Source organism: Streptococcus symci (assembly GCF_006385165.1).
Taxonomy (GTDB): domain Bacteria; phylum Bacillota; class Bacilli; order Lactobacillales; family Streptococcaceae; genus Streptococcus; species Streptococcus symci.
The window spans coordinates 83391-97729 of the sequence record NZ_VFJA01000002.1 but is presented as its reverse complement, the minus strand read 5'-3'; the positions used below and the strand labels follow the sequence as shown (position 1 = coordinate 97729).

At 38.5% G+C, this 14339-nt stretch carries 11 protein-coding genes; 10 read left to right on the top strand and 1 reads right to left on the bottom strand.

From position 1 onward, the window contains the following. The first annotated feature begins 43 nt into the window (after nucleotides 1-43). Together FJN11_RS05120 and FJN11_RS05115 are read left to right on the top strand one after the other, a co-directional pair. Nucleotides 44-1210: an AI-2E family transporter gene (locus FJN11_RS05120; RefSeq protein ID WP_140224243.1), complete on the top strand. Its 1167-nt coding sequence runs from the start codon at nucleotides 44-46 to the stop codon at nucleotides 1208-1210. Continuing rightward, nucleotides 1200-2435 (top strand): tetratricopeptide repeat protein, encoded by a 1236-nt coding sequence (locus tag FJN11_RS05115; RefSeq protein WP_049511092.1) that lies wholly within the window; start codon nucleotides 1200-1202, stop codon nucleotides 2433-2435. Before FJN11_RS05120 ends, FJN11_RS05115 begins: the two co-directional genes overlap by 11 nt. A gap of 681 nt (nucleotides 2436-3116) precedes the next feature. On the opposite strand, the gene FJN11_RS05110 is transcribed toward FJN11_RS05115, so the two are convergent. After that, the gene (locus FJN11_RS05110) at nucleotides 3117-4103 is read right to left on the bottom strand and encodes an L-lactate dehydrogenase (protein WP_023942623.1); all 987 of its coding nucleotides are present in this window, start codon (nucleotides 4101-4103) and stop codon (nucleotides 3117-3119) included. A 194-nt stretch (nucleotides 4104-4297) separates the two neighbouring features. On the opposite strand from FJN11_RS05110, the gene gyrA reads away from it, so the two are divergent. From gyrA to truB, 8 genes are all read left to right on the top strand, one after another. Continuing rightward, complete coding sequence (gene gyrA, locus FJN11_RS05105; protein WP_140224242.1) at nucleotides 4298-6766, top strand: DNA gyrase subunit A; 2469 nt, start codon at nucleotides 4298-4300, stop codon at nucleotides 6764-6766. Further along, a complete protein-coding gene (locus FJN11_RS05100; RefSeq protein ID WP_033681684.1) occupies nucleotides 6766-7509 on the top strand; it encodes a class A sortase in 744 nt (247 codons plus the stop codon). The genes gyrA and FJN11_RS05100 overlap by 1 nt, the downstream gene beginning before the upstream one ends. 143 nt (nucleotides 7510-7652) lie before the next feature. After that, nucleotides 7653-8450 (top strand): formate/nitrite transporter family protein, encoded by a 798-nt coding sequence (locus FJN11_RS05095; protein WP_045606724.1) that lies wholly within the window; start codon nucleotides 7653-7655, stop codon nucleotides 8448-8450. Nucleotides 8451-8597: 147 nt separating this feature from the next. Then, nucleotides 8598-9878: an O-acetylhomoserine aminocarboxypropyltransferase/cysteine synthase family protein gene (locus tag FJN11_RS05090; RefSeq protein WP_140224241.1), complete on the top strand. Its 1281-nt coding sequence runs from the start codon at nucleotides 8598-8600 to the stop codon at nucleotides 9876-9878. A 95-nt stretch (nucleotides 9879-9973) separates the two neighbouring features. Continuing rightward, nucleotides 9974-11248, top strand: a complete 1275-nt coding sequence (locus tag FJN11_RS05085) for a DUF2130 domain-containing protein (protein ID WP_140224240.1) — start codon at nucleotides 9974-9976, stop codon at nucleotides 11246-11248. A gap of 25 nt (nucleotides 11249-11273) precedes the next feature. Continuing rightward, nucleotides 11274-12506 carry a glutamyl-tRNA amidotransferase gene (locus FJN11_RS05080; protein WP_140224239.1) on the top strand — a complete coding sequence of 411 codons (1233 nt, stop codon included), beginning with the start codon at nucleotides 11274-11276 and terminating at the stop codon, nucleotides 12504-12506. Next, nucleotides 12490-13290 (top strand): hypothetical protein, encoded by an 801-nt coding sequence (locus FJN11_RS05075; RefSeq protein WP_246039361.1) that lies wholly within the window; start codon nucleotides 12490-12492, stop codon nucleotides 13288-13290. Before FJN11_RS05080 ends, FJN11_RS05075 begins: the two co-directional genes overlap by 17 nt. Before the next feature lie 74 nt (nucleotides 13291-13364). Then, nucleotides 13365-14243, top strand: coding sequence for a tRNA pseudouridine(55) synthase TruB (gene truB, locus FJN11_RS05070; RefSeq protein WP_140224238.1), 879 nt, complete (start codon nucleotides 13365-13367; stop codon nucleotides 14241-14243). Nucleotides 14244-14339: the final 96 nt, after the last annotated feature.

Below are 14339 nucleotides of genomic sequence, written 5' to 3'. Positions count from 1 at the left end.
TTTAAAAATGGTATAATGAGAGAATGACAGAAAGGAATTATTTATGGAACAAAAAGAGAAACATTTTAGCCTATCTTGGTTTTTCAAGTGGTTTTTGGATAACAAGGCCATCACGGTATTTTTAGTAACCTTGTTATTGGGACTCAATCTGTTTATTTTGAGTAAGATTAGTTTTCTATTTTCACCTGTTTTGGACTTTTTGGCAGTTGTGATGTTGCCAGTTATTCTGTCCGGTTTGCTATATTATTTGTTGAATCCTATTGTTGACTGGATGGAGAAGCATAAGATTAATCGCGTCATAGCAATCAGTATTGTCTTTGTCATCATCGCTATCTTTATCATTTGGGGCTTGGCAGTAGCTATTCCAAATCTGCAACGTCAGGTCTTAACATTTGCTAAGAATGTTCCGGTCTACCTGGAAGATGCTGATCGCGTTATTGATGATTTGGTAACCAAGCGTTTGCCAGATGATTTCAGGCCTCAGTTAGAGCAAGTTTTGACAAACTTCTCAAGTCAGGCTACAGTTTGGGCAAGTAAAGTTTCTTCACAGGCAGTCAACTGGGTGAGTGCCTTTATTAGCGGGGCTTCTCAAGTGATTGTTGCCTTGATTATCGTTCCTTTCATGCTCTTTTATCTCTTGCGTGATGGGAAAGGCTTGCGTAACTATTTAACCCAATTCATGCCAACGAAATTGAAGGAACCTGTAGGACAGGTTTTGTCAGATGTGAATCAACAGTTGTCCAACTATGTTAGAGGACAAGTAACAGTGGCTATTATTGTAGCAGTAATGTTTATCATCTTCTTCAAGATTATTGGTTTACGCTATGCAGTTACGTTGGGGGTTACTGCTGGTATTTTAAATCTGGTTCCTTATTTGGGTAGCTTCTTAGCCATGCTTCCTGCCCTAGTATTGGGCTTGATTGCTGGGCCAGTCATGCTTTTAAAAGTAGTGTTTGTCTTTATCGTAGAACAAACTATTGAAGGCCGTTTTGTCTCTCCATTGATTTTGGGAAGTCAATTAAACATCCATCCTATTAATGTTCTTTTTGTCTTGTTAACTTCAGGATCCATGTTTGGTATCTGGGGAGTCTTGCTCGGTATTCCAGTTTATGCCTCTGCTAAAGTTGTCATTTCAGCCATTTTTGAATGGTATAAGGTAGTCAGTGGCCTATATGAACTAGAGGGAGAGGAAATCAAGAGTGAACAATAGTCAACAGATGTTACAGGCCTTGGAAGAGCAAGATTTAACCAAGGCTGAGCACTATTTCGTCAAAGCTTTAGAAAATGATCCAAGTGACCTTCTGTATGAGTTAGCTACTTATCTTGAAGGGATTGGTTTTTATCCTCAGGCAAAGGAAATTTACCTGAAAATCGTAGAGGATTTTCCAGAGGTTAATCTTAATCTAGCAGCAATTGCTAGCGAGGATGGTCAAATCGAAGAAGCCTTTGCTTATCTTGAAGAAATCCAAGCAGACAGTGACTGGTATGTTTCAGCTTTGGCACTTAAAGCAGACCTTTACCAGCTGGAAAGTTTGACAGATGTGGCGCGTGAGAAATTATTGGAGGCCTTGACTTACTCAGAAGATCCTCTCTTGATATTGGGATTAGCAGAGTTGGATAGTGAGTTGGAAAATTACCAAGAAGCTATTCAAGGCTATGCCCAGTTAGATAATCGTACTATTTATGAGCAAACAGGCATTTCTACCTATCAACGGATTGGCTTTGCCTATGCCCAGTTAGGGAAATTTGAAACAGCTACAGAGTTTTTAGAAAAAGCCCTGGAGTTAGAATACGATGACCTAACAGCTTTTGAGTTGGCCAGTCTTTACTTTGATAGAGAAGAATACCAAAAAGCTGTCCTCTACTTTAAGCAACTTGATACCATTTCACCTGATTTTGAAGGATATGAGTATGGTTACAGTCAGGCCTTACATAAGGAACATCAAGTTCAAGAAGCTCTGCGTATCACTAAGCAAGGCTTAGAGAAAAATCCCTTTGAAACTCGCCTCTTGCTGGCTGCTTCACAATTCTCTTATGAATTGCATGATGCCAGTGGTGCAGAAAACTACCTCCTTACTGCAAAAGAAGACGCTGAGGATACGGAAGAAATCTTACTCCGTCTAGCCACTATTTATCTAGAACAGGAACGTTATGAGGACATTCTAGACTTGCAAAATGATGAGCCAGAGAATCTTTTGACCAAGTGGATGATTGCTCGTTCCTATCAAGAAATGGACGATTTGGATACTGCCTACGAGCATTATCAAGAGTTGGCAGGAGATTTAAAGGATAATCCAGAGTTTCTGGAACCCTATATCTATCTCTTGCGTGAATTGGGTTATTTTGAAGAAGCAAAAGTCAATGCGCAAGCTTACTTAAAACTGGTTCCAGATGATGTACAAATGCAAGAATTGTATGAGAGATTGCAGGAATAAAATGTTTTAAAGCTATATCTTATCATTTTTCATAGTATCATCTACAGGTTATTTTATCTATTGTATGGTGAGAGTATATTTGAGTTATTGTGTTTGTATTCGAATTTACAATACAATACATAAGAAGTGAGATAAGTAATATTTTTAAAAGCACAATCTTAGATTTTATAACAATAAAAAGAAAAGTTCTCATTTTATAAGAAACTCAGACTGAAAACAAAGCCCTTAGACTAAAAGTTTCTAAGGGCATTTTTTCTAAAGTCGTATAATAGATGTCAGAAAAGTTGTGAGATGTTTCCTATGTTTCATAAAGAAAATCCAGACAATAACCGCAATCAGGTTGTCTTTTACACGCTAGATGAACTCGTTCCGCAAGAACATTTTCTTAGTCAGATTGGACAAGTTATTGATTTTCCTTCATCTATGACTGAATCGTATCCAATAACCGCAAATATACTCACAAAGTTTTGATAATCAAGCTAAGTTTATGTGGAAGTTAAGATTGACTTAGATCGGAAAAACCACGGAAAACAGGGCGGGAAACTTTTTTGCATTGAAAAGTATTTTGCAGAGGTTTCAAATTTTTTAAGGATAGGAGATCTGGAGAAATAAAAAAGACAAACACTAGAATAATGTTTGTCTTCGGTATGGAGTTCTCATTTAATGAGAACCTAGTTACAATTAGTTTTTAGAAGCTTCTTGGAATTCTGGGTTTTTCCATGCTTCGTCAATGATAGCTTGTAATTCTTTAGCAGATGCTTGCATTTTTTGAGTTTCTGCGTCGTTCAATGGGATATTTACCGGACGAACAATACCATGTGCACCAACAACAGCTGGTTGACCGATAAAGACGTTTTTAACTCCGTATTGACCTTCTTGGAATACTGAAAGTGGAAGTACTGCGTTTTCATCGTCAAGGATTGCTTTAGTAATACGAGCAAGAGCTACTGCGATACCGTAGTATGTTGCACCTTTTTTGTTGATGATTGTGTAAGCTGCGTCACGAACACCTTCGAACAATTCAATCAATTCAGCTTCTTGAACATTTTGAGTGTCTTTAAGGAATTCTTCAAGGTTTACACCAGCGATGTTAGCGTGTGACCAAACAGCGAACTCAGAGTCACCGTGTTCACCCATAATGTAGGCGTGCACTGAACGAGCATCAACATCCAATTTTTCAGCAAGTGCTTGACGGAAACGAGCTGAGTCAAGTGAAGTACCTGAACCGATAACGCGTTCTTTAGGGAATCCAGAGAATTTCCAAGTTGAGTAAGTCAAGACGTCAACTGGGTTAGCAGCAACAAGGAAGATACCTTTGAAACCTGATTCAACAACTTGAGTTACGATTGATTTGTTGATAGCAAGGTTTTTACCTACAAGGTCAAGACGAGTTTCACCTGGTTTTTGAGGCGCACCTGCAGTGATCACAACAAGGTCAGCGTCTGCACAGTCAGAGTATTGAGCTGCATAGATTTTTTTAGGTGAAGTGAAGGCAAGGGCGTGACTAAGGTCAAGCGCGTCACCAACAGCTTTTTCATGCAATTGTGGAATTTCGATAATTCCAAGCTCTTGTGCAATTCCTTGGTTAACAAGTGCAAAAGCGTAAGAAGAACCTACAGCACCATCACCGACAAGGATAACTTTTTTGTGTTGTTTAGTTGAAGTCATTATTCTAAACATCTCCTTAATTTTATTCAGGGGTTTCCCCAGTTATTTCAATTTTATCACTTTTAAAAAGCTTTGTCACGGATATACATTTCAGTTCTTGATGTAAACGTTTTAGCGATTTTAGATACCTGAAATATGGCGGACATTATGGTATAATATAGTTAATTACTAATAGTGAAATGAGGCATTTATTAATGCAGGATAGAAATTTAGTGAATGTCAATCTGACAAAGGAGATGAAGACGAGTTTTATCGATTACGCCATGAGTGTTATCGTAGCGCGGGCCCTTCCTGATGTTCGAGATGGCTTGAAACCTGTTCACCGTCGGATTCTCTACGGAATGAATGAACTGGGTGTTACTCCAGACAAACCTCATAAAAAATCTGCTCGTATTACAGGGGATGTCATGGGTAAATATCACCCACACGGGGATTCCTCTATCTATGAAGCCATGGTTCGTATGGCTCAATGGTGGAGTTACCGTTACATGCTTGTAGATGGTCATGGGAACTTTGGTTCCATGGATGGTGATGGTGCTGCCGCCCAGCGTTACACTGAGGCACGTATGAGCAAGATTGCTCTAGAGATGCTTCGTGATATCAATAAAAATACGGTTGACTTCGTTGATAACTATGATGCCAATGAACGTGAACCCTTGGTCTTGCCAGCACGCTTTCCTAATCTTTTGGTTAATGGAGCAACTGGTATTGCTGTTGGGATGGCAACCAATATTCCACCTCATAACCTGGGTGAAACTATTGATGCTGTGAAGTTGCTCATGGACAATCCTGAAGTGACCACTAAGGACTTGATGGAAGTCTTGCCTGGGCCAGATTTTCCAACTGGTGCTCTTGTTATGGGGAAATCAGGTATTCATAAGGCTTATGAAACAGGTAAAGGATCGATTGTCCTTCGTTCACGTACTGAAATTGAAGAAACTAAGACTGGCCGTGAGCGTATTGTTGTAACAGAATTTCCTTATATGGTCAATAAAACAAAGGTGCATGAGCATATTGTTCGTTTAGTCCAGGAAAAACGCATTGAGGGCATCACAGCAGTCCGTGATGAGTCAAACCGTGAAGGTGTTCGATTTGTTATCGAAGTTAAGCGCGATGCCTCAGCCAATGTTATCCTCAACAATCTCTTCAAGATGACACAGATGCAAACCAACTTTGGTTTCAATATGCTTGCTATCCAAAATGGTGTACCCAAGATTTTGTCCCTTCGTCAGATTTTGGATGCTTATATTGAGCACCAAAAAGAAGTGGTTGTTCGTCGTACTCGTTTTGATAAGGAAAAAGCAGAAGCGCGTGCTCATATCTTAGAAGGTCTCTTGATTGCGCTAGATCATATCGATGAAGTGATTCGTATCATCCGTGCTAGTGAAACGGATGCGGAAGCACAAGCTGAGTTGATGAGCAAGTTTAAGCTTTCTGAACGTCAAAGTCAAGCTATACTTGATATGCGTCTTCGTCGTTTGACAGGTTTGGAACGCGATAAGATTCAGTCTGAGTATGATGACCTCTTGGCTCTGATTGCAGATTTAGCAGATATTCTTGCTAAGCCGGAACGTGTTTCTCAAATTATCAAGGATGAATTAGATGAAGTCAAGCGTAAGTTTGGAGACCAACGTCGTACGGAATTGATGGTCGGTGAAGTCTTGAGTCTTGAAGATGAGGATCTAATTGAAGAAGCTGATGTCTTGATCACTCTTTCTAACAAAGGATACATCAAACGTCTGGACCAAGCTGAGTTTACTGCTCAAAAACGTGGGGGGCGTGGTGTTCAAGGAACAGGTGTTAAGGATGACGATTTTGTTCGTGAGTTAGTGTCAACTAGTACCCATGATCACCTGCTCTTCTTCACAAATAAAGGACGTGTCTATCGCCTGAAAGGCTATGAAATTCCTGAGTATGGTCGTACTGCCAAGGGATTACCAATAGTTAATCTTTTGAAATTGGATGAAGGTGAAAGTATTCAGACCATCATCAATGTTGAGTCTGAACGTAGTGACGATGCTTACCTCTTCTTCACAACTCGTCATGGTATTGTGAAGAGAACCAGCGTTAAGGAATTTGCTAACATTCGTCAGAATGGTCTCAAGGCTTTGAATCTCAAGGATGAAGATGAGCTGATTAATGTCTTGTTGACGGAAGAAGATACGGACATTATCATTGGTACCAAGTTTGGTTATGCAGTTCGCTTTAATCAATCAGCCGTTCGTGGCATGAGTCGTATCGCCACTGGTGTAAAAGGTGTTAATCTTCGGGAGGGGGACACAGTTATTGGTGCCAGTGTAATCACAGACCAGGACGAGGTTCTTATCATCACTGAAAAAGGATATGGTAAGCGCACAGTTGCGACTGAATATCCAACAAAAGGTCGTGGTGGTAAAGGAATGAAGACGGCTAATGTAGCTGAAAAAAATGGTCCTTTATCCGGTCTCTTGACAGTTAAAGGTGATGAAGATTTGATGATTATCACTGATACAGGTGTCATGATTCGAACTAACGTTGCCAATATTTCACAAACAGGTCGCTCAACTATGGGAGTTAAAGTGATGCGCCTGGACCAAGATGCTAAAATTGTAACCTTTACTACGGTTGCAGCAGCAGAAAAAGAAGAAGTTGGGGCAGAAAACGAAACAGAAGGTGAAGCATAATGTCTCATAAAAAGAATAATAAGAAAATCAAACGAAAAAATCTGCTGACAAATATCTTGGCTGTATTTCTCATACTGATCTCTATTGCTTTAATTTTTAATGCAAAGATTCGTGATGCCTTTATTGCTTGGAATAGTAATAAATACCAAGTTAGTCAAGTATCAAAAGAAAAAATAGAAGAAAATCAGGACACAGAGGGAAATTTTGATTTTGATTCAGTAAAAGCCATTTCCTCTGAAGCTGTTTTAGCCTCTCAATGGGATAATCAAAAATTACCTGTTATCGGAGGAATTGCAATACCTGAGCTTGAAATTAATTTACCTATCTTTAAGGGGATTGCAAATGTCAATCTTTTATATGGTGCGGGTACCATGAAGCGTGACCAAGAAATGGGTAAAGGGAATTATTCATTAGCTAGCCATCATATTTTCACAGGTGATAATGCTAGTCAGATGCTTTTTTCTCCACTAGATCGTGCGAAAAAAGGGATGAAAATTCACTTGACAGATAAGAATAAAGTGTATACCTATGAAATTAGTGAAGTGAAACGAGTTACACCAGATAGAGTAGATGAAATTGATGACCGAACGGGTGTTGATGAAATTACTTTAGTAACTTGTGAGGATGCAGCAGCTACTGAGCGGATCATTGTAAAAGGTGATTTGAAAGAAACAAAAGATTATTCACAAACATCTGACGAAATTTTGACAGCCTTCAATCAACCATATAAACAATTTTATTAGTTCTAAAATAATCAGTGAAGATTAAGTTTCATTGATTCTTTTAATATTTTCATAAAATAAACTTTTATGAAATACAGAAAACGTTTCCTTAATTCTAAAGTTTGTGATATAATTATCACAAATAAAAGTTTTAGGAGTTTATTATGGTTTCTTCAGAATTTATCTCAAAGATTGAATTTGCTTGCAAGAAGAAGGAAAGTCTTTATAGTCAAAGCAAATTTAAGTATGCGATTCGTTCGATGTTCGCAGGTGCCTTTTTAACCTTCAGTACAGCTGCGGGTGCAGTTGGGGCTGACTTGATTAATAAAATTGCACCAGGTAGTGGACGTTTCCTATTCCCCTTTGTCTTTGCTTGGGGATTGGCCTACATTGTTTTCTTGAATGCCGAGTTGGTAACATCAAACATGATGTTCTTGACTGCTGGTAGTTTCTTGAAAAAAATCTCTTGGAGAAAAACAGCTGAGATTTTACTTTACTGTACCTTGTTCAACCTTATCGGGGCTTTGATAGCAGGTTGGGGCTTTGCTCATTCAGCAGCCTATGCACATCTGACTCACGATAGTTTCATCTCAGGTGTTGTTGAGATGAAGTTAGGCCGTTCAAATGAATTAATCTTGCTTGAGGCGATTTTGGCAAATATTTTTGTAAATATTGCGATTCTTTCATTTGTTTTGGTCAAAGATGGTGGTGCCAAACTTTGGCTTGTGTTGTCAGCGATTTACATGTTTGTATTCTTAACAAACGAGCACATTGCTGCGAACTTTGCTTCTTTCGCGATTGTAAAATTCAGTGTTGCTGCTGATTCAATTGCTAACTTCGGTGTTGGAAATATGCTTCGTCACTGGGGGGTAACCTTCATTGGGAACTTGATCGGTGGTGGTCTCTTGGTTGGTCTTCCATATGCCTTCCTCAATAAAAATGAAGATACTTATGTAGATTAAGAAAATGAGCACGATTGAGTCGTGCTTTTTTCGTTTTTAAAATAGAGTAATAGCTATTTCTTATATCAAAATATAGAAAACTGATATTTGTAAACTATACCTTAAGGTGCTACAATATCCTTAATCAAACTATTTGGAGGTCGTTTTATGACTCGTGATTTTAAATTTGAAACTTTGCAACTACATGCTGGTCAAGTTGTGGATCCAGCTACCAAGTCTCGTGCAGTGCCAATTTATCAGACAACATCCTTTGTTTTTGATGACACGCAGGAAGGTGCCGATTTGTTTGCCTTGAGAAAGCCAGGTAATATCTATACTCGTATCACCAACCCTACAACAGCTGCCTTTGAAGAAAGAATCGCTGCTCTTGAAGGTGGTGTCGGAGCTCTTGCAACCGCATCAGGTATGGCCGCAGTGACTTATACGATTTTGGCGCTTGCCCATGCTGGTGATCATGTAGTAGCGGCATCAACTATTTACGGCGGGACTTTCAACCTCTTGAAAGAAACCCTTCCTCGTTATGGTATCACAACAACCTTTGTGGATGTGGATAATTTAGAGGAAGTGGAAGCAGCGATCAAAGACAATACCATGCTTGTATTGATTGAAACCTTGGGCAATCCCTTGATTAACATTCCTGACTTGGAAAAATTGGCTGAGATTGCTCATAAACATCAGATTCCACTTGTTTCCGATAATACCTTTGCTACACCTTATTTGATTAACGTTTTTTCTCACGGTGTAGATATTGCCATTCACTCTGCGACTAAGTTTATCGGTGGACATGGTACGACAATTGGAGGAGTGATTGTCGATAGCGGGCGTTTTGATTGGGCAGCTTCAGGAAAATTCCCTCAATTTGTTGAGGAAGACCCAAGCTACCACAATTTGAGCTATACTCGTGATGTGGGTGCAGCAGCCTTTATTATCGCTGTCCGTGTTCAATTGCTTCGTGATACAGGTGCAGCCTTGTCGCCATTTAATGCCTTCTTGTTACTCCAAGGACTTGAAACACTTTCTCTTCGCGTGGAACGCCATGTGCAAAATGCTGAGAAAATTGTTGATTTCCTTGTCAACCATCCTAAGGTAGAAAAAGTCAACTATCCAAAACTTGCTGATAGTCCTTACCATGCCTTGGCTGAGAAATATTTGCCAAAAGGTGTGGGCTCAATCTTTACCTTCCATGTCAAAGGTGGGGAGGCAGAAGCACGCAAGGTAATTGATCATTTAGAAATCTTTTCTGACCTAGCAAATGTGGCAGATGCCAAATCGCTTGTTGTCCATCCAGCAACAACCACTCATGGTCAATTGTCAGAAAAGGACCTAGAAGCAGCAGGTGTTACACCAAACCAAATCCGCTTGTCAATCGGTCTTGAAAATGTTGATGATTTGATCGAAGATTTGCGCTTGGCCTTGGAAAAAATTTAAAGTAAAAAAAGATAAACGGTGGGTTTCGACTCGCTGTTTTTGATTTTCCTTCAGGCATGATATAATGGTTACAGAAGTCTAGAAAGAGGAACGATATGAACGAAATCAAATGCCCCAACTGTGGGGAAGTCTTTACAGTAAATGAAAGTCAGTATGTTGAACTTTTGTCTCAAGTGAGAACGGCAGAGTTTGATAAGGAATTGCACGATCGGATGAAGCAGGAACTGGCCTTGGCAGAGCAAAAGGCCATGAATGAACAACAGTCTAAACTAGCTCAAAAAGACCAAGAAATTGCTCAATTGCAGAGTCAAATCCAAAACTTTGATACAGAAAAAGAATTGGCCAAGAAAGAGGTTGAACAGACAAGCAATCAGGCCTTATTGGCTAAGGATAAGGAAGTACAGTCCTTGGAAAACCAATTGGCGACCTTACGTTTAGAGCATGAAAATCAACTACAGAAGAGCCTCTCCGACCTAGAAAAAGAACGAGACCAGGTTAAAAATCAGCTTCTCTTGCAAGAAAAAGAAAACGAGCTTTCTCTTGCTTCTGTTAAGCAAAACTATGAAGCACAGCTCAAAGCAGCCAGTGAACAAGTCGAATTTTATAAGAATTTCAAGGCACAGCAGTCTACAAAAGCTATCGGGGAAAGTCTGGAACACTATGCAGAGAGTGAGTTTAACAAGGTCCGTAGTTTTGCCTTTCCAAATGCTTACTTTGAAAAGGATAACAAGGTTTCTGCGCGTGGGTCTAAGGGGGACTTTATCTTCCGTGAATGTGATGAAAATGGGGTCGAAATCATTTCCATCATGTTTGAGATGAAAAATGAAGCTGACGGAACAGAGAAGAAGCACAAGAATGCAGATTTTTACAAGGAATTAGACAAGGACCGTCGTGAAAAGAACTGTGAATATGCGGTTTTGGTGACGATGCTTGAAGCCGATAATGACTACTTTAACACAGGGATTGTTGACGTTAGTCACGAGTATGAAAAGATGTATGTGGTTCGCCCTCAGTTCTTTATCCAGTTGATTGGGCTTTTGAGAAATGCTGCGCTTAATTCTCTTAAATATAAGCAGGAGTTGGCTTTGGTGCGTGAGCAAAATATCGATATTACACATTTTGAGGAAGATTTGGACGCCTTTAAACAGGCCTTTGCTAAGAACTATAATTCAGCTTCGACCAACTTTGGTAAAGCAATCGATGAAATTGATAAGGCTATCAAACGCATGGAAGAGGTTAAGAAGTTCCTGACAACATCTGAAAACCAACTTCGCCTCGCAAACAATAAATTGGAAGATGTTTCAGTCAAAAAATTGACTCGAAAAAATCCAACCATGAAAGCGAAGTTTGAAGCATTGAAGGGGGAGTAAAATTACCTTAGAAACAGGAGTTCTTATGAAAAAAACTTTGAAATTATCGGATGTCTATATTGCATATTTACCACTAGTTGTGTTTCTTCTTAATCTCCTATATGGTCTTTTAAATATTGAAGGGGTAGGTGACTCAGACTCAAGATATAGTTTATTATTTGGTGTTTTTGGCCTTGTTCCAACAGTCTTAGGCTACGGAATTAGCTTTTTAGCCAATCTTATTGTAGGTATAACTTATGTGATAAAGGCAAAAAATCGAACGAAATGTCTGATTGCATTCCTATTGATTGGCAATATTTTTTTAGCAATTTTTCTGATGTTTGTGCTAAGGTTTAAAATGATCGTTTCCTTTGACTTTATAAAAGATATTGACCTTTGGAGTTTCATTTTTTCATTATTTTTATTTCCGTATTTAGATTGGATTTATCAAAAGGTTGAGTACAATCAAAAAGTGAGTAGATTTGTAGTCATTATAGTATTAGCGGGAACTCTTTCTCCATTTCTAGGCAGTGAAATTCAAACTTACTTGAGAAATAATGCCAAAGTACAACAATTACAAGAGTTTTATCATTCTAGGGGGTTGAACTACGAATTAACACTTAAGTCTTCATACTATGATAGTAATATTTCCGATGTAGGTGTCTTTGATGTTTTCGATAAGGGAGTTACATTAAAAGTGGGTGCTAAGTACACGCGTCAAAAATTGAAATATGTTACTTTCATTGATCAAGACTACGGCCTAAAGGAATTTATAGAAAATGCTGTTTCAAGTGATGAAGCTCAAATAGTTCTAAAAGATTTTAAGTCAGTAGTAGAAGATGCTATAAAAAAGAAAGGTTATGATTTATCTGTATTTGATGCTGAAGATCAACCATTAGCTAGCCCAGGTTTTCAAATATCACGTTCGTTTAGAATCACTTCTTTTATTAAAGAAAAAGCAGCTCAAAATCAAAACTCATCTAGTCCAGAAAAACAAGCATTTGGAGGATATGCAGCAATTTCTCTTAAAGACTATATGAAAGAGGGAGCCCTTCGTTTATGTTTAACACTTAGTGAACGTGACAAATTGAAGTTAGATGACATTGATTTTTCAGGACTCTCCGATGGACACTACATGATCAATAATGAATATTTTATAGTGAACAACGGAATGTATACAATAGTTGAAGATGAAGGTGATTTTGAAAATTTTTTACAGAGAGAATCTAGTAAACAATTTTATTTGGAGGATTTTTATAAAATTGAAAAGCTTAATTAAATTATTAGCAAATAAAGATGTAAAATTTCTTTATAATATTTGTATTCGATTATCTACATATTTATTAGTTGTTGCAGTTTATATAGCAATTTTGGGTTTGTTTTTATTGTTTAAACAGAATATTATTGCAGTACGTTATCTGTTATTTTTGTCGGTATTATTTATAGTTATTGGCATCTTTTTAAATTTATTGACATGGAAAGTTCTTCTATATTGGAAGGTGGTTTTGATTGATTTTAAGAAATATCAATTTTTCTTTGAATACAATGTTAGTCATTCCAATAAGTTTAATAAGAAATTTAATGAAGTAAGTTTTGAATTAATCACAGGAGAATTATCTTACCTCAGAGGAGATTTTTTATTATCACTTAGTCAATATTCAAATATCAATCTTTCTAATATTTCTAAAAAAAATAGAAAAATATTTGAATTGAAGAAATTATATTATAATTTTCTATCTTCTATCCATATTCAAGATGAGCAAAATATTGCTTTCTTTGAGGAACAATTGTCCAAGGCGCCAGATTCGAAAGATGGTAAGGCTAAACTCGTTGCTAAAGCTCAAGCCATAAAAGATATTGTGTTCAATAAAGAAGCGAACGACTACTTCGACATTACTGAACCAGAAAATAAGCTAGCTCGAATCATGTTTTCTTATTATGGCGCTCTCAATGCCCAATTAAAAGGAGATGAAGCTCGTGCCCGTAGTTTGTTTGAAAGTATCGCTCATGAAAAACCAGAACTCTTTTATGTTCAGGAAGCTAGGAAGTATTTAGAAAAATGAGCTGATATAGTTTTAAAATCTGTCTAAGATAGAATATGTTGATGTAAAGTGAAAAGGGAATTAGAAAGTAACAAATGAACGGTATTATCAACTTAAAAAAAGAAGCGGGGATGACCTCGCATGATGCGGTTTTTAAACTGCGTAAGATTTTGGGAACTAAGAAGATTGGTCATGGTGGAACCCTGGATCCGGATGTGGTGGGTGTTTTGCCGATTGCGGTTGGCAAGGCGACACGCATGGTCGAGTTTATGCAGGACGAGGGCAAGGTCTATGAGGGGGAAATCACTCTGGGCTATTCCACGACGACTGAGGATGCCAGTGGGGAAGTGGTCGCAGAGACACCTGTTTTATCGCCCTTGGATGAAAAGCTTGTTGATGAAGCAATCGCCAGTCTGACAGGACCTATTATTCAGATTCCGCCTATGTATTCGGCAGTCAAGGTCAATGGTCGCAAGCTCTATGAGTATGCGCGTGCTGGTCAGGAAGTGGAGCGTCCAGAGCGTCAGGTGACCATTTATCAATTTGAGCGGACAAGTCCGATTGCTTATGAGGGGAATTTAGCACGTTTTACTTTTCGTGTGAAATGTAGCAAGGGGACTTACATCCGTACCTTGTCAGTTGATTTGGGAGAGAAGCTTGGTTATGCTGCCCATATGTCTCAGTTAACTCGTACTAGTGCTGCTGGCTTACAATTAGAAGACGCACTTACCTTGGAAGAAATTGCTGGGAAAGTGGAGGCTGGCCAATTGGACTTTCTCTATCCTCTAGAGATTGGGACAGGGGACCTTGTCAAAGTTTTCCTAAGTCCAGAAGAGGCTACAGAAGTGCGCTTTGGTCGTTTTATAGAACTCGAACAAACAGAACAAGAATTAGCTGCCTTTGAAGATGATAAATTGCTAGCCATTCTAGAAAAACGGGACAATCTCTACAAGCCAAGGAAGGTTTTTCGTTAGTATAATTGAAGTGTAGAAATTGGAATTGTTTCCCCTAGATTATCCAAACCAGACTATAAATTTTGCAAAAAATGTGATAGAATAGACGACGGATAA

Bases quoted from the DNA above. Each gene is read 5' to 3' on its own strand.
- FJN11_RS05120 (WP_140224243.1), top strand. From the start codon at position 44: ATGGAACAAAAAGAGAAACATTTTAGCCTATCTTGGTTTTTCAAGTGG.
- FJN11_RS05110 (WP_023942623.1), bottom strand. From the start codon at position 4,103: ATGACTTCAACTAAACAACACAAAAAAGTTATCCTTGTCGGTGATGGT.
- gyrA (WP_140224242.1), top strand. From the start codon at position 4,298: ATGCAGGATAGAAATTTAGTGAATGTCAATCTGACAAAGGAGATGAAG.
- FJN11_RS05100 (WP_033681684.1), top strand. From the start codon at position 6,766: ATGTCTCATAAAAAGAATAATAAGAAAATCAAACGAAAAAATCTGCTG.
- FJN11_RS05095 (WP_045606724.1), top strand. From the start codon at position 7,653: ATGGTTTCTTCAGAATTTATCTCAAAGATTGAATTTGCTTGCAAGAAG.
- FJN11_RS05090 (WP_140224241.1), top strand. From the start codon at position 8,598: ATGACTCGTGATTTTAAATTTGAAACTTTGCAACTACATGCTGGTCAA.
- FJN11_RS05085 (WP_140224240.1), top strand. From the start codon at position 9,974: ATGAACGAAATCAAATGCCCCAACTGTGGGGAAGTCTTTACAGTAAAT.
- FJN11_RS05080 (WP_140224239.1), top strand. From the start codon at position 11,274: ATGAAAAAAACTTTGAAATTATCGGATGTCTATATTGCATATTTACCA.
- truB (WP_140224238.1), top strand. From the start codon at position 13,365: ATGAACGGTATTATCAACTTAAAAAAAGAAGCGGGGATGACCTCGCAT.